This is a genomic window from Microbispora rosea (assembly GCF_900156315.1).
Lineage (GTDB): Bacteria > Actinomycetota > Actinomycetes > Streptosporangiales > Streptosporangiaceae > Microbispora > Microbispora rosea.
In genome coordinates this window covers 125048-144541 of the sequence record NZ_FTNI01000023.1, presented here as the reverse complement: position 1 = coordinate 144541, position 19494 = coordinate 125048, and the positions used below count along the sequence as shown (strand labels likewise).

Annotated in this window: 18 protein-coding genes; 9 read left to right on the top strand and 9 right to left on the bottom strand. The window is 69.5% G+C overall.

What is annotated here, in order from left to right:
* Positions 1 to 1372: 1372 nt before the first annotated feature.
* Positions 1373 to 1756, top strand: coding sequence for a cell division protein SepF (locus BXA11_RS28695; protein ID WP_030509216.1), 384 nt, complete (start codon positions 1373 to 1375; stop codon positions 1754 to 1756).
* A gap of 382 nt (positions 1757 to 2138) precedes the next feature.
* Here BXA11_RS28695 and BXA11_RS28690 read toward each other — a convergent pair whose 3' ends face one another.
* The 4 genes from BXA11_RS28690 to BXA11_RS28675 all read right to left on the bottom strand — a co-directional run bounded on the left by BXA11_RS28690 (position 2139) and on the right by BXA11_RS28675 (position 7180).
* Positions 2139 to 3452, bottom strand: a complete 1314-nt coding sequence (locus tag BXA11_RS28690) for a hypothetical protein (protein ID WP_076439558.1) — start codon at positions 3450 to 3452, stop codon at positions 2139 to 2141.
* Between the two features lie 340 nt (positions 3453 to 3792).
* Positions 3793 to 5514: an arginine--tRNA ligase gene (gene argS, locus BXA11_RS28685; RefSeq protein ID WP_076439526.1), complete on the bottom strand. Its 1722-nt coding sequence runs from the start codon at positions 5512 to 5514 to the stop codon at positions 3793 to 3795.
* Positions 5515 to 5564: 50 nt separating this feature from the next.
* A complete protein-coding gene (plsX, locus tag BXA11_RS28680) occupies positions 5565 to 6593 on the bottom strand; it encodes a phosphate acyltransferase PlsX (RefSeq protein ID WP_030509213.1) in 1029 nt (342 codons plus the stop codon).
* A gap of 17 nt (positions 6594 to 6610) precedes the next feature.
* Entirely contained in the window at positions 6611 to 7180 is a 570-nt protein-coding gene (locus BXA11_RS28675) for a DUF1707 SHOCT-like domain-containing protein (RefSeq protein ID WP_051761921.1), read from the bottom strand.
* Between the two features lie 388 nt (positions 7181 to 7568).
* Here BXA11_RS28675 and BXA11_RS28670 point away from each other — a divergent pair, with 388 nt between their 5' ends.
* On the top strand, positions 7569 to 8513 hold the full coding sequence (locus BXA11_RS28670) for a hypothetical protein (RefSeq protein ID WP_076439524.1): 945 nt from the start codon (positions 7569 to 7571) through the stop codon (positions 8511 to 8513).
* Between the two features lie 209 nt (positions 8514 to 8722).
* Here the strand turns inward: BXA11_RS28670 and BXA11_RS28665 are convergent, their stop codons facing one another.
* From BXA11_RS28665 to BXA11_RS28650, 4 genes are all read right to left on the bottom strand, one after another.
* A complete protein-coding gene (locus BXA11_RS28665) occupies positions 8723 to 8902 on the bottom strand; it encodes a hypothetical protein (RefSeq protein WP_076439522.1) in 180 nt (59 codons plus the stop codon).
* 61 nt (positions 8903 to 8963) lie between these two features.
* Entirely contained in the window at positions 8964 to 9500 is a 537-nt protein-coding gene (locus BXA11_RS28660) for a YbhB/YbcL family Raf kinase inhibitor-like protein (protein ID WP_143734567.1), read from the bottom strand.
* A gap of 19 nt (positions 9501 to 9519) precedes the next feature.
* Positions 9520 to 10317: an ABC transporter ATP-binding protein gene (locus BXA11_RS28655; RefSeq protein WP_076439556.1), complete on the bottom strand. Its 798-nt coding sequence runs from the start codon at positions 10315 to 10317 to the stop codon at positions 9520 to 9522.
* Positions 10318 to 10339: 22 nt separating this feature from the next.
* On the bottom strand, positions 10340 to 11245 hold the full coding sequence (locus BXA11_RS28650; RefSeq protein ID WP_076439518.1) for an ABC transporter permease: 906 nt from the start codon (positions 11243 to 11245) through the stop codon (positions 10340 to 10342).
* 392 nt (positions 11246 to 11637) lie between these two features.
* Between BXA11_RS28650 and BXA11_RS28645 the strand changes: the two genes are divergently transcribed.
* From BXA11_RS28645 to BXA11_RS28625, 5 genes are all read left to right on the top strand, one after another.
* Positions 11638 to 13323 carry a peptide ABC transporter substrate-binding protein gene (locus BXA11_RS28645; protein ID WP_076439516.1) on the top strand — a complete coding sequence of 562 codons (1686 nt, stop codon included), beginning with the start codon at positions 11638 to 11640 and terminating at the stop codon, positions 13321 to 13323.
* A gap of 134 nt (positions 13324 to 13457) precedes the next feature.
* Positions 13458 to 14384 (top strand): ABC transporter permease, encoded by a 927-nt coding sequence (locus BXA11_RS28640; RefSeq protein ID WP_076439514.1) that lies wholly within the window; start codon positions 13458 to 13460, stop codon positions 14382 to 14384.
* A complete protein-coding gene (locus tag BXA11_RS28635) occupies positions 14377 to 15324 on the top strand; it encodes an ABC transporter permease (protein WP_076439511.1) in 948 nt (315 codons plus the stop codon). Before BXA11_RS28640 ends, BXA11_RS28635 begins: the two co-directional genes overlap by 8 nt.
* A 13-nt stretch (positions 15325 to 15337) precedes the next feature.
* Positions 15338 to 16369 carry an ABC transporter ATP-binding protein gene (locus BXA11_RS28630; protein WP_275409740.1) on the top strand — a complete coding sequence of 344 codons (1032 nt, stop codon included), beginning with the start codon at positions 15338 to 15340 and terminating at the stop codon, positions 16367 to 16369.
* Positions 16353 to 17369 (top strand): ABC transporter ATP-binding protein, encoded by a 1017-nt coding sequence (locus tag BXA11_RS28625; RefSeq protein WP_030509202.1) that lies wholly within the window; start codon positions 16353 to 16355, stop codon positions 17367 to 17369. The genes BXA11_RS28630 and BXA11_RS28625 overlap by 17 nt, the downstream gene beginning before the upstream one ends.
* A 13-nt stretch (positions 17370 to 17382) precedes the next feature.
* On the opposite strand, the gene BXA11_RS28620 is transcribed toward BXA11_RS28625, so the two are convergent.
* Positions 17383 to 18192, bottom strand: coding sequence for an SAM hydrolase/SAM-dependent halogenase family protein (locus BXA11_RS28620; protein WP_231513965.1), 810 nt, complete (start codon positions 18190 to 18192; stop codon positions 17383 to 17385).
* A gap of 106 nt (positions 18193 to 18298) precedes the next feature.
* Between BXA11_RS28620 and BXA11_RS28615 the strand changes: the two genes are divergently transcribed.
* Together BXA11_RS28615 and otsB are read left to right on the top strand one after the other, a co-directional pair.
* On the top strand, positions 18299 to 18580 hold the full coding sequence (locus BXA11_RS28615; protein ID WP_076439551.1) for a DUF3263 domain-containing protein: 282 nt from the start codon (positions 18299 to 18301) through the stop codon (positions 18578 to 18580).
* An 89-nt stretch (positions 18581 to 18669) separates the two neighbouring features.
* The gene (gene otsB / locus BXA11_RS28610; RefSeq protein ID WP_076439508.1) at positions 18670 to 19491 is read left to right on the top strand and encodes a trehalose-phosphatase; all 822 of its coding nucleotides are present in this window, start codon (positions 18670 to 18672) and stop codon (positions 19489 to 19491) included.
* The last annotated feature ends 3 nt before the right edge of the window (positions 19492 to 19494 follow it).

Here is a 19494-nt window from a genome sequence, read left to right as displayed (position 1 = left end):
TGTCGGCGGCGCGAGCGGTGGTGCGGGAGGAGCGGAGCGGGCGGGAGGGAGGACCGCAGCGAAGGCCCAGCGGAGCGGGCTTCGCGAGGACCGGAGCTTCCGGCCGGCGCAGTGACGTCTCAACACGACCCCAACCACCCGCCCGACCCCGACCCACCCGACCGCAACCCCCGGCCTCGAGCCGCCTGACCCAATCCCCGCCCGAGCCAAACCTCGACCCCTACCAACTGAGCCACACCCGGCGTCGGAGCCACCCGCCCTCGAGCGAAGCGACTCCGGCCCACTCGACCCCAACGGTCTACGGACCGCGACAGTCCCCGCTCCAGGCGCCATGTCCTAACCCAGCCGATTAGGATCTCCGCCTGTGCCGTTATCGAGCCCGAAATTCAGGGGCGGGGGGCATCGACCGGCCCAGTGCACGCGCGAGAGAATCGGCGAGTGCTTCCGGAGAGATCAGGGCTGTGGGTACATCGCTTCCGGCCTGACACCGCGCGGGCGCTTCATGCGCACCGTCCTCGTCTCCGGCCACCACAGCGGCACCAGCGGCCGAAGCGACGCCAGCGGCTGCGATGGTCGCTCATCCTGCTGGACTGGTCACACGGAACGCACTGTGTCGGGCGGCGTCCTGCACGGTCCACTCGCGGCGAGCCGGCATCGTCCATCGGCCCGCGGCGTGGCCGGTGCCTCTACGTGGTCGCGAGCCCGGAGACACGGTCCGACTCCTCCGTCTCCACCGGCCTGGCACGCTTCTCAGGTACCTCTGTGCTCCCTGCATGGAGGGTGAGCAGGCCGGGGGTCTGCGCGGCTTCGAAAACCGGCGGCCGGTCGAAATGGTGCTCGATATCGGTTCCCCGAGAGGCGCTGCCAGGAAAGAGTTTTCCCTGGCCGCTCCCACAATTGCGGTCTCTTCTGTCCGCGGTCCGCCGCCCTGAGAGCGGCGATCAGGCGACCGGGCTGCAATCGAAAAAGTTTTCGAAACACGAATTCGAGGCGTCTCCATGCGTAATTCGATCTTCATTGACGCCACTTCGATTCGTGGATCTCGGCCGTGGCATACCCGGTCCGACCAGCAAGATCGTATTTGGGGAACCCGGCATCGGTGGCGTCCGTTGTGATCTACTGAAGGTATGCCGTCGTTCGAGGCGACTGTGAGAAATGTTTGCGAAGGGTTCCATGGGGTAGACGGGTTCGCGAGTTACCCTGGAAGGGCTGACGAAATTGACGATGAAGACACACTTACCCGGCCTCCACATTATCCAGCCAACAACACTTAAACGGCCGGGCGTGTCGGCGGGGGTTCGCTGAATCGTCGAATACGGTCCCGCGTGTCGGGACGAGCCCGGAAAAGGACAAGCCGGAAAAGGACAAACCGATGGGGGCTGTGCGCAAGGTGGCGAGCTACCTTGGCCTGGGTGGGGCAGAGCAGTTCGACGACGAGGCCTACGCCGAGGACGAGTACGAGGACGACTGGATGCCGGCGGCAGAGCGTGCCGCCAAGCGCTGGCACCCCAACGCCGACCCGGCCCGTATTGTCATGGTCCGCCCGCGGAAGTATGACGACGCCCTGACGATCGGTCGGCATTTCCGTGAGGGCCACACGGTGGTCATGGACGTGGCGAGCATGTCGACGGCGGAGGCCACACGAATGGTGGACTTCGCAGCGGGCTTGGCTTACGGCTGTGAAGGACGTATCGAGCGGATCGCGGACAAGGTCTTTTTGATCACTCCGTCGACGGTGGAGGTCTCCACCGCCTGAACTGGCCCGGCTCGACTCCTGATCTGGTGCCCGCCGCCCATTCGGTCGGCGGGCACAGTTGTGCCTGGCTCCGGTTCCTCGGCAATCAGGAGGGCCGGCGCCGACGCCCCGCGCGTTCTGTAGCCCCAGGCACAAGGTGTCAACCGCCTCACGCGTTCGTGAGCCCAGGGACAAGGCGCCGTCCGCCTCAGCGCCCTGCAGCCCTGGCGGAAGGTGCCGACAGTCTCACGCGCTCACGGCACCGGGGCGATGCGTCCCCGGCCCATCCACGCGGTCCACCCACGCGGTCCACCCGGCAGTTCACCCGCGCAGCCCAGCATGCGGGTCCGCAGGCAGCACCGATGGTGAGCACTGGCGACCGCAGGGGGCGGCGTCGGCGTTCCTACGCGGCCCGAGGGCCCCGGCGCAGGAGCGTGGACACCTCAGTCAGGTCCCGGGCGGCGTCAGAGGCGCGCTCCTCCGACTCTCTGGCGTACTCGTGCAGGGCCCACACGGCCTTGTCGGCGAGGTCGGTGAGCTTGCCCGCCCGTGTCTGGACGTACCGCACGTCGGAGTGTTCCCGGACCCGGTGCCGCCACAGCAGATGCGCGCCCACGGCGGCGATCAACAGGCCGACGAGGGCGAGCGGCAGCGAGACCACGAACCCGGCGACGACGACGCCGACGGCGAGGACCAGGAGGACGTATCCGGGCCAGGGGCGGGTGCGATTCGGCACGCACTCGGTGACGAGCAGCTGCTCGGCGGCCGCCATCGACTCCTGGTCGGGCCCCTCGGGCCTGAGCCTGATCGGATAGCCGAGGATCGGCACGTCCAGGGTGTCGGGCGGTGGTTCGCGCACCACCTCGACGAGGGACTCCGCCGCCGCCCTGACCGCCGGCGCCGCCACGTGCAGGGCGAGCGCGGCCAGGTGAAGATCGGCGTCGGAAGCCAGGTCCTGCAGCAAATGCCCGGTGAGCGAGCTGAGCGGGCCTTCCTGGCCGCCCTGGCCTGCCAGGGCGCGGAGCACGGCCAGCGGCTCGTCCTCGGCCCACACGGTGCCGCGTACGACCCTGGTGACCTCGCCGGCCTGCCGGGTGGAGGTGATCTCGGTGCAGCGCTCGCGCAGACGGCGCAGGGTGGCCGACGCCCGGAGCGACCGCTCGATCTCGGCGACCTTCGCCAGCTCGGGGAACGGCTCCAGAGAGGCGGGTACGGACGTTTCCGGCAGGCCGGGCACGAGGGCCTTGAGCCACCGGTCGTCGGTGGGCGGCACGTCCACCGCGTCGAGCTTGCGGAGCACGAAGATCTTGCCGACCGGCCCGTACGCCCCGCGAGCGGCGGCGAGCCACAGCGCCCGCTGGCCGGGCGTCACCGGATTGTCCTCCGACAGGTCGCCGAAGGCGGTGCCGAGCCAGGAGGCGTGAATGCGGTCGCCGTGGCCGCAGACGGCGAGGGCCAGGCACAGGAACAGGGCGGTGCGCCGCTCGTCCAACTCGTTGGCCAGGGCCAGCGGCTCCAGGGCGTCCTTGCCGGACAGGATGAGGACGAGGGCCTCGACGGCGGGCCCGAGCCAGTAGCCCGGCACGTCGGCGATCCCCGGCGGCAGGCCGGGCGCCGTGCCGTCGGCCGCCAGGCTGACGATCAGCGCCTCGGCGTAGCGGTGCAGCTCCGTGGCCTCGGCCAGGTTTCCAGGGTCCGGACTCGTGGTCAGGTCCATGCTCACGCGGAACGCTCCCCGAGGGATCGGCTGGCACTCCCTTGACCGCGCCAGACTAGACGCTTGGTGTGACAGTCACGGACGAGGCGCGCCGTGGACACGCCTGACCCGCGGGAACGGAAAGGACGGGCCGCCCTGAATCGGGCGGCCCGCCGTGGTCCCGCGGGGGCGCCGGCCTCGGGAACGCCATCGCCGGCCTCGCGGAGGCGACTTCCAAGACCGGAGACGCCGGCTCCCGCATCAGGGAGGCCATCCCCGGGTTCGGAGCCGACGCCTCCGGTGTGGGAGGCGCCGGTGTCGCCCTCTCCCGAGTCCGCCGAAGCGGAATCCGGCACCCCGCTCACATCCGCTCGGGAACTTCGATGCCGAGCAGGTCGAGCCCGCGCAGCAGCACCCGCAGGGTGAGCGCCGACAGAGCCAGACGCGACTGCCGTACGGACTCCTCCTCGGCCTTGAGGACCGGGCAGCTCTCGTAGAACGAGGTGAACGTCTGGGCGACGTCGAACAGGTAGTTGCACAGCCGGTGGGGCTCGGACAGCTGCGCGACGGCGGCGACGACCGAGCCGAAGCCGAGCAGTTGCAGCGCGAGCGCCCGCTCGGCCGGGTGGCCCAGCGTGATCGGGCCGGTGACCGACTGCGGGTCGATCCCGCCGTTGCGGAAGATCGACCGGATGCGGGCGGTGGCGTACTGGAGGTAAGGCCCGGTGTTGCCGGTGAGGGCGAGCATGCGGTCGAAGTCGAACACGTACTCGCTGTCGTGGCTGACCGACAGGTCCGCGTACTTGACCGCGCCCATGCCGACCTGACGCGCGATCTGCCGGCGCGCCTCCGGGTCGTAGCCGCGGTCGGCGATGACGGCCTCGGCCCGCACGACGGCCTCGTCCAGCAGGTCGGTGAGCTTGATCGACTCGCCACTCCGGGTCTTGAACATCTTGCCGTCGCTGCCGAGCACGCTGCCGATCTGGACGTGTTCCGCCTTGACGTCGTCGTGCAGCCAGCCGGCCGTACGCGCCGCGGCGAAGACCATCTGGAAGTGGAGCGACTGGGTGGCGCCCACGACGTAGAGGATGCGGTCGGCCTTCAGGTCGCGCACCCGGTAGCGGATCGCGGCGAGGTCGGTCGTGGCGTAGCCGTACCCGCCGTCGCTCTTGCGGACGATGAGCGGCAGCGGCTGGTCGTCGCGGCCCTTGAAGCCGGGCGGGAACACGCACAGCGCGCCCTCGCTGATCTCGGCCACGCCCGTGCGCTCCAGCTCGTCGCAGACGTCGGGGAGCATGGGGTTGTACATGCTCTCGCCCGCGATGTCGTCGTCGGTGAGCGTGACGCCCAGCGTGCGGTACACCTTGCGGAAGTAGCGGTTGCTGTACTCGATGAACTCGCGCCACAGGCGCAGGGTCTCCGGGTCGCCGCCCTGCAGCAGCGGCACCCGGCGGCGGGACCGCTGCTGGAACTCGGGGTCGTTGTCGAACTTGTGCCGCGCCGCCTGGTAGAAGGCGTTGCCGTCGCCGGCGGCCAGCATGCCGAGCGCCTCCTCCTCGCCGATGTCGAGGAGGTGCTCGATGAGCATGCCGAACTGCGTGCCCCAGTCGCCGAGGTGGTTCTGCCGGATCACCTGGTTGCCCAGGTGCTCGTGGGTGCGCGCGAGGGTGTCGCCGACGATCGTGGTACGCAGGTGGCCGACGTGCATCTCCTTCGCGGCGTTCGGCGCCGAGTAGTCGACGATCACGGTTTGCGGGGCCGGCTGCGGCACGCCGATGCGCTCGTCGAGCAGCCGCTGTGCGGCCTGCTCGGCGACCCAGCCGTCGCGCAGCGTCAGATTGAGGAACCCGGGCCCGCTGACCTCCACGCTGACGTCGGCCGTGTCGAGGTGGTCGGCGATGGCCTGAGCGACCTCCCGCGGGGCACGTCGGAGCCGCTTGGCCAGGCTGAGCGCGACGTTCGCCTGGTAGTCGGCGAACTGAGAGGGCCTGATCAGCGGATCTTCGGTGGCGTGCTCCGGACCGAAGGCGGAACCCAGCGCCTGCTGGACCCGCTCGGTGAGCACGAGCTGCGGGTCGGTCATGAACCAAGCTTATCGGCGTGCGCCTTCGGCCCGCCGTTCCATATCCGGCGTCACCAGCGGCGGTGCGACTTGTTGGTGGAGGCGATCCGCTCGCCGATCCTGGCGATGATGCCCTGGGCCGACAGATGGGCCGCGAGCTCGCAGGCGGCGGCCACGCCACGTGCCCGCGACGAGCCGTGTGCGATCACCACGGTGCCGTTGAGGCCGAGCAGCACGGCCCCGCCGTGCGCCTCGGGGTCGAGCCGGCCGGCCAGCTCCCGCAGCCGGGCGCGCTGCAGCATCCCGCCGAGCCTGGCCACCCGGCTCTCCGCGATCGTCTCCCTGACCTGTTCGAAGGCGTACCGCACGGTGCCCTCGACGGTCTTGAGCGCCACGTTGCCGGTGAACCCGTCGGTGACGACCACGTCGACCTTCCGGGTGAGCAGGTCGTGGCCCTCGATGTTGCCGGTGAAGTCGACGCCGGGCGTGGCGGCGAGCAGCTCGTGGGCCCGTTTTGCGAGCTTGTTGCCCTTCTCGGCCTCGGCGCCGATCGTGAGCAGGCCGACGCGGGGACGCCGCATGCCGAGTGCCGTCTCGGCGTACGCCACGCCGAGGTGGGCGAACTGCACCAGCATCTCCGGCTTGGCGTCGGCCGTGGCGCCCGCGTCGAGCAGCACGGTCGGCTGTGGCAGGGTCGGCAGGCCGACCGCGATCGCGGGGCGTACGACTCCCTGCTGGGCCCGCAGCCGCAGCCGGCCGGTGGCGACGACGCCCGCCGTCGAGCCCGCGGACACGACCGCGCAGGCGTCGCCGCGCCGTACGAGATGGCAGGCGATGGCGATGCTGGAGCGGGGCCGTCTCAGGCTCGCCAGCGCGCCCTCGTCCATCGCCAGCGCCTCCTCGGCCCGCACGATGGGGATCTCGGTGACCGCGTCGTGCCGGGCCAGCTCCTGGTAGAGCAGGCGGGGATGGCCGACGAGCACGACGGGCACGCCCCGCTCGCGAACGGCCTGTACGGCTCCCGCGACGATTTCCCCGGGCGCGTTGTCGCCGCCCATGGCGTCGAGGGCCACGGGCAGCGCACGACCGGCGGGCTGCATGGCCGCATCGTAGGCCGTCAGCGACGGGTCCCGCGGTAGACCACGATCTTGCCGAAGCGCGCGTTGCCGGTGACGCGGATCAGCGGGCCGTCGCCGTCGCCGTTCCCTCCGGTCACCGAGCGCTTCGAGAAGATCGCGCTGCCCTCGTCGACCACCCTGGCGTTGGCCGGCACGGTGACGATGAGTTTGCCGCAGAAGGAGTTCAGCTCCAGCGTCACCTCACGGCCGGGCAGGACCGCGTCGCTGAGATCCACGATCAGGGCACCGAAGACCGAGCTGAGTTCGGTGTGCCGCCCGGCAACCCAGCGCCCGCGCCGTATGATCTTGCTGAACACCGCGGAGACCTGGTGTCTCTCGGTGGAGAGCGTGGCCGGGGGATGGGCCGTGTCGGGCAGGTCCCCGGTCAGGGGCGCGAGGTCGCCGACGGTCACGGCGCTGTAGGCGGCGTCGAGCCTGTCGGCGTGCTCCACGCTCGTCAGGCGGCCGGTGGCCAGCGCCTCGCCCAGGACGGCCGCCACCCGGTCGCGGTCGGCGTCCGAGGCGCGCTGCGCGGGATCGTCGCCCGCGTACGGTGTGAGGGAGGTCACCTCGCCAGCGTAGCTCTTATCGAGATATGTCGCGATAGGGCGGTTTCGTGGCCGGTCCCCGGCGGATCGGGGCGCGACCTCTGTCGGCGCGTCGCTAAAAGTGAGCGGAAAGATCTGCCGCAGGGCCTGGGCGCGGTGTTTACCGTCGCTTTCTCCGGAGGCGGGATTGGGGTGACCGCGAAGTGGTCGTCCGGTGCTCGATATACCGACTTTCCGGGCGGGGCGCTTGCCGGGCATCCCCTGGTCAGCAGGGCTTTCCTCCGTGATCGGCAGTGATAGAAATGCCGACGTCTTTGTCGGCGTGCTCGCCGACGCACGGGGGTTCTTGGGTTCGTCATTCCCACTCTCGTGAAAAGGAATATGAACCGGGGGCAAGTCAATGAAACGAGTGGTTAGGACAGCCGTCGTCGCCGTCACGATCGGCATCGCCGGCATGCTGGCCGCGCCCGCGCAGGCTGACGTGTGCGCCAAGAAGTGCACGGAGCACCGGGTCACGACAGTGGCGAGGCTTCTGGCCGATCTGCAGGCCACGGCCGTCGGCGGGGCGACGGCCGGCGTCGTCGCGCAGGCCGACGCGGCCGCCGAGGTGGCGGTGAGCCTGACCGCTGACATCAGGGCCGACCTCGTCGCGGTCGCGAATCTCGCCGGCACCGTCACCGCCAATCTGTCCGCCGACGCGAACGCGCAGATCAGCGCGGCCGCCGACATCGCGGCCGACATCGTGGCCGACGCAGCCGTCACCGTCGACGCCAACGTCGTCGCCCGGCTGGAGGCCCACCTGTCGGCAGCCCTGGTCGCGGTCGCGGACGTCAACGCGGCTCTCGTCGCCAAGGCGAACGTCGCCGCGGGCGTCGTCGCCCAGATCGGCAAGCCGGTCGTCGCCGTCTCCGGCCAGGCCGCGGCCGCCGCGGACGCCTCGGCGGCGGCCGTCGCCACCGCGGGCGCAGCCGTTCACGCCGGGCTCAACGTCACCGCGCGGCTCAACGCGCTGCTCAGCCTCAAGGGCGCCGTCGCGGCGACCGCCGGCAGCGCGGGCGGCCTGCTGGCGCTGGTGCCGTGCGAGACTCCGGCGGACGGCGTCATGAGCAGCACCCAGGCGACGACCGCGGACGCCGCCGCCCAGGCCGACGCCAGCACCCACGCGGTCACCGGCACCGTCAGGAACACCACGGACGCTCCGGCGCAGGGAGCCGCGGCGACGGCGGGGGCCGCGGCCGACCTCGCCGCCTCCGCGTCGGCCACGGCCGACGCCGCCGCGTCGAGCGCCGTCTCGTCCGCCCCGGACGCGGTGACCGGCGTCGCGCCGACCACGCACAACGGGTACACCAAGTGACCCTCGCCTGAGGCCTCCCTCGCCGTCAGGGCGACCTGGCGGCCCTGCCTGCGGTCCCGCGCGCACGGCAGGGCCACCGGAAAGACGTCGATGACGAAAGCGGCCGGCGCCCCCAAGGGGCGCCGGCCGTCCGGTGTCGTGCCAGGGTGCGCGCCGCAGGGCGCACGCGGCCACCCCCGCCGCCATTTGCGGCAGGGCTCAGCCGGCCCTCAGTTGGGCGAGGCCGGCGAGTCGAAACTCGCGCGCAGGTGGGTGCGCCTGGCGATCTGGGCCTGCAGGCGGGCCATCTGCCAGTGCAGCTCGATGAGCTGCTCCGCGATCAGCCCGACGGGAAGCTCCGAGGGATCTTCGGCGGCCAGATTGTCGATCGCCGTCGCCAGGTCGCTCATCCGACCCTCCCCTATGTCGAATCTCCGTTCGAATCATAGTGGAACGAGCGGCCCTCCCGCATCAGGTTTCGTACACAGGTGCGATATAACCGCGCGCGAGCGTGTTGGCCGTGATGTTGAAGCCGACCACGGCCGGAGGCGTGTCGGTGTCCACGCCCAGGGACTCCACACCCAGGGCGTGCACGGCGAACAGGTAGCGGTGCGGATAGCCGGGCGGTGGCGCCGCCCCGCCGTACTCCTTGGTGCTGAAGTCGTTGCGCGCGTGCTTGGCCCCCTCCGGCAGCCCCTTGAAGTCGGGGCCGTTGCCCGCGCCGGTCGGCAGCTCGGTGACGGTGGCCGGGATGTCGTAGAGCACCCAGTGCCAGAAGCCGCTGCCCGTGGGCGCGTCGGGGTCGAAGCAGGTGACGGCGTAGCTCTTGGTGCCCTCGGGGGCACCGGACCAGCGCAGATGCGGGGAGGCGTTCTGCCCGCTCATGCCCCAGTCGTTGAACACGTGAGCCTCGGGGAGCCGCTCGCCGTCGTGCACGTCGTCGCTCTCGACGGTCAGCGGGGGAACCTCGGGCAGATGGTCGTACGGGATCGGTGGCGGCGTCGGCACGGTCACCCCTCCGTTTCTCTCAGGCCTTGTTGTACGCCTCCAGGACCTCCTGGGGGTCGCCTTCCATTCTGATCTTTCCCTTGTGCAACCAGATCACCCGGTTGCACGTCTCCTCGATCACGTCGAGGTTGTGGGCGACCAGGAAGACCGTGCCGGCCGCGTCGCGCATCTGCTTGATGCGCTGCTGGCTCTTCTTCTTGAAATCGCGGTCACCCGTCGCGAGGGCCTCGTCGATGAGCAGCACGTCGTGCGTCTTGGCCGAGGAGATGGCGAAGCGCAGCCGGGCCCCCATGCCGGACGAGTACGTCGACATGGGGAACTGGACGAAGTCGCCGATGCCGGAGAAGTCGACGATCTCGTCGTACTTCTCGCGGACCTCGCTCGGCGTCATGCCCATCGCGTAGCAGCCGAGGATGATGTTGCGCTCGCCCGTCAGCTCCTTCATAAGGGCCGCGTTGACGCCGAGAAGGGATGGCTGGCCGTTGGTGTAGACGGCGCCCTTGTGCGGGGGCAGGAGGCCGGCGATCGCGCGCAGCAGCGTCGACTTGCCCGAGCCGTTGCGGCCGATGATGCCGATGGCGTCGCCGTGGTGGGCGACGAAGCTCACGCCCTTGACGGCGTGGACCTCCTTCATCTGCGGACGGCCCTGCCGCCGCAGGATGCGCATGAGCGCGCTGGCCGCGTTGCCCTTCTCCGCGTCGCCGGCCGAGCCGTACACCTTGTAGACGATGTGGAGGTCGTCGACGATGACGGTCGGGGTTCCGGCCTTGGGGTTCTGCGTCTCGTGGTTCTGCGTTTCTGAAGTTTGGGGCGCCACCTGCGACAGCTCCTTGGTCAGCTCAGCCACGGCCGTACCTCTCCTCGGCCCGCCAGAAGTACCAGAAGCCGACGATCAGTGCGAACACTGCCCAGAATAGACAGGTAACCCACGCCCAGCGTTCGGGGAACCGCTGGTAGATCAGCAGGTCGCGCATGAACTCGATGTAGGCGGCGGCCGGGTTGAACTCCAGCGCCCATCGGAGGAAGTCCGGCAGGTCCTTCGTGCGTTCGTCGATCGCGTAGAAGACGCCGGAGGCGTACAGCCAGGTGCGCGTGATGAACGGCAGCAGCTGGTTCATGTCCCGCATGAATGCGCCGAGGCGGGCCATGAACATGCCGGTGCCGATGTTGAAGACGAGCTGCATGATCAGCACGACGGGGATCAGCAGCCAGAGCCAGCTCACCGGCTCTCCGGTGACGAGCACCAGGAGGACGAGCACGGCCATGGAGTAGCCGAGCTGCTGGAGCTCCTGGATGGTGTACGCCAGCGGGAGGGCGGCTCGGGGGAAGTGGAGCGCCCGGATGAGGGACAGGTTCGACGAGATGGACTTGGCTCCGCTGATCACCGTGCGCTGGGTGAAGGTGAAGACCATGACCCCGGTGATGAGGAACGCCGGGTAGTTGTCGATCTGCTTGCTCTGCCCGAGGATGACGCCGAACATCAGCCAGTACACCGCGGCGTTGAGCAGCGGAGTCAGCACCTGCCAGAGCTGGCCGAGCATCGACTCGGAATACTTGGAGACGTTGCGCGAGGTGGCGTACGTGAGGATGAAGTGCCGCCGGTCCCACAGTTGGCGCAGGTAGGCGGGCATGCTGGGGCGTGCGATGGCGCGTCGTAGTCCGTGACGCTCGGCGAGCGCGGCCAGCGACTCCGGGGCTCGGCCGCCACCCTGGGCCTCCGCGAGCGCGGATTCCGGCTGGCTCATGGCATGGACTCTATTGGATGGAGGTCGGTGGGACGGCTGTCGCACCGAACGTGGCTGCGACTGGTCAAAGGTAGCCCAGGACATCCTGATCTGGAGACCGGGGCACGGGTGTCGCCCTCAGCCTCGGTCAAAGGACTGGCCGTATGTCGTCATATGTACTCTAAAGGGGAGTTTGATGCCGTGCTGGGCATTTAAGGTTGGGCTCGCAGGAATGTGTGTGACGCCCGACTGACGCACGTGTGACCGAACTGCAACGTGCCGGAGACTCCTCTGGTGCGTCCGGTAAGGGATGCTCCGGACGACTGGCAGGACGTCAGCTGGTTTGACGATGCCCGGCAAACCGGGTGCTAACCAGCGCGAACGCCCATCCTTAGAGGGAGGACCAATCCACTATGCGCGTGACTAAGGGCGCGAAGATCGCCACCGGCACCGCGCTGCTTGCGCTCGGCGTCGCCGCGTGCGGCGGGGGCGGCGGCTCCAGTAGCGGTGGCGGGGACAACCCCCGGGCCGCCACAGGGACCGTCTACATCCGCGGTTGTGAGCCGCAGACCGGCTTCGTCCCCGGCAACATCAACGAGACCTGCGGCGGCACGATCAACGACTTCGTGTACAGCCGGCTCGTCAAGTACAACTCGGACACGGCCGCTCCCGAGCTCGACCAGGCGGAGTCGATCGAGACCACCGACAACAAGGTGTGGACGATCAAGCTCAAGCCCGGCCTGAAGTGGACCGACGGCACGCCGGTCACCGCGAAGAACTACGTCGACGCCTGGAACTACACCGCCTACTCGCCGAACGCCCAGCTCGGCAGCTTCTGGTTCGGCGACATCGTGGGCTTCGACAAGGTCAACACCGCCGACCCCGACGGCCCCGACGGGCCGAAGGAGGCCCCGAAGCCGGAGACCGACAAGATGGAGGGCCTTGAGGTCGTCGACGACCTCACCTTCAAGGTCACGCTGAGCGCGCCCGTCGCCGTGTTCCGCACCAAGCTCGGCTACTCGTCCTTCTCGGCGCTGCCCGACGCCTTCTTCAAGGACCCGAAGGGCTTCGCGCAGAAGCCGGTCACCAACGGTCCCTTCAAGTTCGTGCAGTGGGACCACAACTCGCAGATCATCGTCGAGGCGAACCCCGACTACCCCGGGCCGGAGAAGCCCAAGGTCAAGAAGATCGTCTACAAGATGTACAAGGACGACAACGCGGCGTACGCGGACCTGGTCTCCAACAACCTCGACTTCACCGAGCTGATCCCGCCGTCGGCCCTCGCCGGCGACAAGTGGAAGAGCGACCTCGGCGACCGCGCGATCGACGGCCAGCAGGGCGTCATCCAGACGGTCACCTTCCCGCTGTACGACAAGGAGTTCGGCGGTAACGCGGACTTCCGCAAGGCCGTGTCGTACGCGATCGACCGGAAGACGATCACCGACAAGATCTTCAACAAGGGCCGCGTGCCCATCAACGGCTGGGTCTCCCCGATCGTCGAGGGCTTCAAGGACGGCGCCTGCGGCGACCTGTGCACCTACAACCCCGCCAAGGCCAAGGAGTACCTCGCCAAGGCCAAGGCCGAGGGTTACACCCCGCCGGCCGAGTTCCCGATCTGGTCCAACGCGGACGGCACTCACAAGGAGTGGATCGAGGCCACGGTCAACAGCATCAACCAGGCCTTCGGCGCCGACGCCGGCGTGAAGTTCGTGCACAAGGACATGCCCACCTTCGCCGAGCTGCGTGACACCATCACCCAGCACAAGATCAAGGGCGCGTTCCGCACCGGCTGGCAGATGGACTACCCGCACATCGAGAACTTCCTGAACCCGCTGTACAAGACCGGCGCCTCCTCCAACGACGGTCTCTACAGCAACAAGGAGCTCGACAAGAAGCTCCACGAGGCCGACACCGCCACCGACCCCGCGCAGGCCAACGCCCTCTACCAGGAGGCCGAGGCTATGCTGCAGCAGGACATGCCCGCGATTCCGCTGTGGTCGTACGGCCTGCAGGCCGGCACCTCCAAGTGGGTGACCGGCGTGAAGGTCACTCCCTTCGGCGTGCTCGACCCGCTGTCGATCGCGATCAAGGAAGCGTAGGGACAGCTCGTAGGTGAACCCCCGAGGCCGGTTCCCCCAACCGGGGCCGGCCTCGTGGGCTGTCCATTCGCGACTTCCCGTGTTGACCCACGGGGGGCGCATGTACGACCTTTAGCGTCAGATCGGAGGTGCGCATGGGCCGATACGCGATCCGGCGCCTGCTGCAACTCGTGCCTGTCGTGCTGGGCACGACCTTCATCATCAACTACATGGTCTGGCAGCTCCCGGGTGACCCGTTCGCCGGCAGATGCGGCCAGCGGCCCTGTCCGGACAGCTACATCACGGCCATGCGCGAGCAGTTCGGCCTGGACCAGCCAATCCTGGTGCAGTACTGGAACTTCCTGAAGAATCTGCTCACCGGCAACTTCGGCACAGACTTCAACGGTGTGTCCGTCGCGACCCAGCTGGGCGACGCCTGGCCGATCACCATCAGGCTCGCGCTGATGGCCGTGGCCTTCGAAGCGATCATCGGTATCGGCGCCGGCGTGCTGTCGGGCCTCAAGCGCGGCGGCTTCGTCGACAACGTGGTGACGGTCTCCACGCTGGTCCTGCTGTCGCTGCCGATCTTCGTCACCGGTTACCTGCTGCAGTGGATCCTCGGCGTGCAGCTGCACATCATCGAGCCGACCGTGTCGGACGCGGCGACGGTCCCCGAGCTGATCGTCCCGGCGCTCGTGCTCGCCAGCCTCAACATGGCGTTCACCGCGCGGCTCACCCGTACGAGCATCGTGGAGAACCTGCGCGCCGACTACGTGCGGACGGCCGTGGCCAAGGGACTGAGCAACCGGCGGGTGGTCGCGATCCACCTGCTGCGCAACTCGCTCATCCCGGTGCTGACGTTCCTCGGCACCGAGGTCGGCTCGCTGATGTCCGGCGCGATCATCACCGAGGGCATCTTCAACATCCACGGCATCGGCGGCCTGCTGTGGCGGGCCATCAACGGCCAGGACTACACGATCGTGGTCCCCGTGGCCACGTTGCTCGTGCTCGTGTACCTGGTCTCCAACCTGCTCGTCGACCTCCTCTACGGCGTGCTCGACCCGAGGATCCGCTATGAGTGACCCGACCGCGACGCAAGATCTGATCAAGGGTGCGGGCGAGCCGACCGCGAGCCCGGTCGCGGTCCGGGGCGACAGACGCAGCCTCTGGCGCGACACGTGGGACATCCTGAAGCGACGCAAGATCTTCTGGATCTCGTTCGTGATGCTGATCGTGTTCCTGCTGATGGCGGCCTTCCCGACGCTGTTCACGCACAAGGACCCGGAGTACGCCACGCTCGCCAAGAGCATGGAGGGGCCGAGCGCGGACGCCTGGTTCGGCTACGACCTGCAGGGACGCGACGTCTTCGCCCGCTCCGTGTACGGCGCCCGCACCTCGATCATCGTGGGCGTGCTGGCGACGCTCGCCACCGTCCTGCTCGGCGGCCTGACGGGCGTGCTGGCGGCCTACTTCGGGCGCTGGATCGACGCGGTCGTCTCCCGCGTCGGCGAGATGTTCCTCGGCCTGCCGTACGTGCTGGGCGCGATCATCATCCTCGGCACCGTCACGCCGGCCCAGTCGAACCCGGGCAAGGCGATGATCATGGCGGTCGTGATCATCGTGCTGGCCCTGCTGGGCTGGCCGATCCTGATGCGCATCGCCCGCTCGGCCGTCATCCAGGCCAAGCACCAGGACTACGTGCAGGCCGCGAGGGCGCTCGGAGCCGGACCGCTGCGGCTCATCTTCCGGCATCTGCTGCCCAACTCGCTGGCGCCGATCCTCGTGTACACCACGATCACGATCGGCAGCTACATCGGCGCCGAGGCCACGCTGTCGCTGCTCGGCATCGGCCTGCGTCCGCCGGTCATCTCCTGGGGCATCGCGATCGCCGACCACGCTTCCTACATGAGGACCGGGGCGCACGCGTTGCTCTTCCCCGCGGCGTTCCTGTCCCTGTGCGTGCTGACCTTCGTCATGCTCGGCGAAGCCGTACGCGACGCCCTCGACCCGAAGCTTCGATGAGGAGGCACAGCGAGTGACGGAAGTGCTTTCCGAGCAGATGGGCAGAGGCTCCCACGGCGGCGCCCTGCTGGAGGTGGACAACCTCCACGTCGAGTTCCGCACCCGGGCGGGCGTGGCCAAGGCCGTCAACGGCGTGACCTACAGCGTGGACGCCGGCGAGACGCTCGCCGTGCTGGGCGAGTCGGGCTCGGGCAAGAGCGTCACCGCCCAGACCATCATGGGCATCCTCGACATGCCCCCGGGGAAGATCACCGGTGGTGAGATCCGTTTCCGGGGCGTCGACCTGCTCAAGCTCCCGGACGACCAGCGCAGGAAGATCCGCGGGGAGGGCATCTCCATGGTCTTCCAGGACGCGCTGTCCGCGCTGAACCCGGTATTCCCGGTCGGCTGGCAGATCGCCGAGATGTTCCGCATGCACCGCGGCACGTCACGGGCGGACGCCAAGAAGATGGCCGTCGAGCTGATGGACCGGGTCAGGATCCCGGCCGCCAAGGAACGGGTCAACGACTTCCCGCACCAGTTCTCCGGCGGCATGCGGCAGCGCATCATGATCGCCATGGCGATCGCGCTCGACCCGGAGATCCTGATCGCGGACGAGCCGACCACCGCGCTCGACGTGACCGTCCAGGCACAGATCATGGGTCTGCTCGCGGAACTGCAGCGCGACAGCAACATGGGCCTGATCCTGATCACCCACGACCTCGGCGTCGTCGCCGACGTCGCGGACAAGATCGCGGTCATGTACGGCGGACGCATCGTCGAGAACGCCCCGGTGCACGACCTGTACAGGGACCCGGCCCACCCCTACTCGAAGGGGCTGCTGGAGTCCATCCCCAGGGTGGACCAAAAGGGCCAGGAGCTCTACGCGATCAAGGGCCTGCCGCCCAACCTGCTGGAGATGCCGACGGGCTGCGCCTTCCACCCGCGGTGCCCTTACCGGCGGGACAACTGCGTGACCGACGTTCCCCCGCTGTACACGATCAGTGGCACCCGCGGCAGCGCCTGCCACTACTGGAGGGAGGTCATCGATGAAGGCGAACGCTGAGTCGATCCTCGAAGTCCGCGACCTGGTCAAGCACTTCCCGCTCACTCAGGGCATCGTCGTCAAGCGGCAGATCGGCGCGATCAAGGCCGTCGACGGGGTCTCCTTCGACCTGCACCGGGGCGAGACGCTCGGGGTCGTCGGCGAGTCGGGCTGCGGCAAGTCCACCCTGGCCAAGCTGCTGATGGCGCTGGAGCGGCCCACCTCGGGCTCCGTGCGCATCCACGGCAGGGACATCACCACGGCCAGGGGCTCCGAGCTCAAGCGGATGCGCCGCAACATCCAGATGGTCATGCAGGACCCCTACACCTCGCTGAACCCGCGGATGACCGTCGGCGACATCGTGGGGGAGCCGTTCGAGATCCACACGGACGTCGTGCCGAAGGGCGGCCGGCGGCGCCGCGTGCAGGAGCTGCTCGAGGTGGTCGGCCTCAACCCCGACCACATCAACCGCTACCCGCACCAGTTCTCCGGCGGCCAGCGTCAGCGCATCGGCATCGCCCGTGGTCTGGCGCTCCAGCCTGAGATCATCATCTGCGACGAGCCGGTGTCCGCGCTCGACGTGTCGATCCAGGCCCAGGTCATGAACCTGCTGGAGCGGCTGCAGAACGAGTTCGACCTCGCCTACATCTTCATCGCGCACGACCTGTCGGTGGTCCGCCACATCTCCGACCGGATCGCGGTGATGTACCTCGGCAAGATCGTCGAACTGGGCAGCGACGCGCAGATCTACGACGGCCCGACGCACCCGTACACCCAGGCGCTGCTGTCGGCCGTGCCGGTGCCCGATCCCGAGGGCCGGGAGACCCGTCAGCGGATCATCCTGCAGGGCGACCCGCCCTCGCCGGCCAACCCGCCGTCGGGCTGCCACTTCCGCACGCGGTGCTGGAAGGCGCAGGACATCTGCGCCGAGCAGACGCCCGCGCTCGAGGCGCGCCCGGGCAGCGACCATCCCAGCGCCTGCCACTTCGCGGAGGCCCGCGACGTGGTGAACGCCCAGTAGGACCCCGGCCGGGTCAGCGTCCCCCGGGCGACAGCCGTACGTGCGCGCCCGGGGGCAGACCCAGACGGTCGGAGGCGTCCCCGGCGTTGATCGCCATCGCGACCAGGCCGGCGGAGTCGGTGAACGCCACCAGGTCGCCGGGCGGCACGGCGGTGAACGTCTCCCGGTATGGCACGGCGACCTGGCGGCGCCCGAGCCACACGGCGACGGTGTCGCCGAGCCGTACGCCGAGCTCGGCCATGTCGGAGGCGGTGATCGACAACTGGACGTTGCCGTGCCTGTCCACCGACAGCACCTCGCCCTCGGCTGTGCCGTCCCGCAACCGGCAGGTCGGCGCGGGCAGGGTCACCAGGCGGTCCACCGGCATCGGCGGCCCCACGTCGGCGACCGCGTGTCCGGTGCACAGGTGGGCGGCGACCGGGGCGAACAGGTCCCGTCCCGGGAAGGTCGGCGAGACGTTCTCCAGGAACAGGTCCTTGTTCGTCAACTCGTAGGCGGCGTCGGCGCCCCCCGCGGCGCGGACGGCCCACGACAGGATGCCGTTGTCGGGACCGAGGAACACCCGTCCCCCCGCCTCCACGGCGACCGGGCGCCGGTTGCCGCCCACGGCGGGATCGACGACCGCCAGGTGGACGCCGGCCGGCAGGTAAGGCAGGGTCTGCGCGAGGATGGCCGCGCCGCGTCGTACGTCCCCGGCGGGGACGAGATGACCCACGTCGATGATCCGAGCCTGCGGGGCGATGCCCGCGATCACGCCGTGGCACGCGGCGACGTACCCGTCCTCCAGCCCGTAGTCGGTCAGAAGCGTGATTACAGAGCTCACACCACGTGACATTACGTCTGTCCTGCCCGGCCTGAACACCCCGGGTTCGCCTCGCGGACTTGGCATTACCATGGGACGGGCCCGCGAGCCGATCGAGGAGGAGCGGATGGACACCGAACCGGCCGGCGGCGACGGGCCCGACCTCTCGGACCGCGACCGCGAGATGCTCGCGTTCGAGCGCCAGTGGTGGCGTTACGCGGGCGCCAAGGAGCAGGCGATCAGGGAGGCCTTCGGCATCTCCGCGACCCGGTACTACCAGTTACTCGGGGAGCTGATCGACCGGCCCGAGGCGCTGGAGCACGACCCCATGCTCGTCAAACGGCTGCGCCGGATGAGAGCCGGCAGGCGGCGCGACCGCTCGGCCCGCCGCTTCGGACTCAACTCCTGAGCTTTCCCTCCCCTCCGCACGCATGAGCCCCGCTGCCGGGGCATGAGGCCGTCGAGGCGTACGCACTGAACCCCCTTCGGAGTGAGGCCATGACCCTGCCCGTGCACGCAGGACTCGACGCGATCGCCGCCGATCCGGGCGGCGCCGTGATCGGGCTCGACTACGACGGCACGCTCTCCCCGATCGTGCCCGACCCCGCCGCCGCCCGCGTGCACCCCGGCGTGCCCCGCGTGCTGGCCGCCCTCGCCCCGCTGGTGCGCGCCGTCGTGATCGTCACCGGCCGCCCGCCGCGTACGGCTCTCGCCCTCGGAGAGGTCTCCGGCGGGCCTTCCCTCGCCGACGTGCCCGGTCTGGTGATCCTCGGCCACTACGGGCTGGAGCGCTGGGAGGACGGCCGTCTGACGGCCCCGCCACCGCCGCCGGGACTCGACCTGGTCCGCGCCCGGCTGCCCGGGCTCGCGGCGGGCCTCGACGGGGCGTGGGTCGAGGACAAGGGCCGCGCCGTCGCCGTGCACACCCGGCGGTGCGCCGACCCCGCGGGGGCGCTGGAGGCGCTGCGCGGGCCGGTCGAGGCGCTGGCCGAGGAGGCCGGGCTGGCGGTCGAGCCGGGCCGCATGGTGCTTGAGCTGCGGCCGGCCGGAATGGACAAGGGGAAGGCCCTGTCGGCCTTCCTCGCCGAGCGGGACGCCCGCTCGGTCATGTTCGTCGGCGACGACCTGGGGGACCTCGCGGCCTTCGACGCGGTCGAGTCGGCCGGGATCCCCGGCGTACGGGTGTGTAGCGGGTCCACGGAGGTGACCGCCCTGGCGGAGCGCGCCGACGTGGTGGTGGACGGGCCCGACGGCGTCGTGGCCTTCCTCGGCGACCTCGTCGCGACTCTCGGCAAGCCGTCTGCAAGCGGCCGGGCGTAGCGT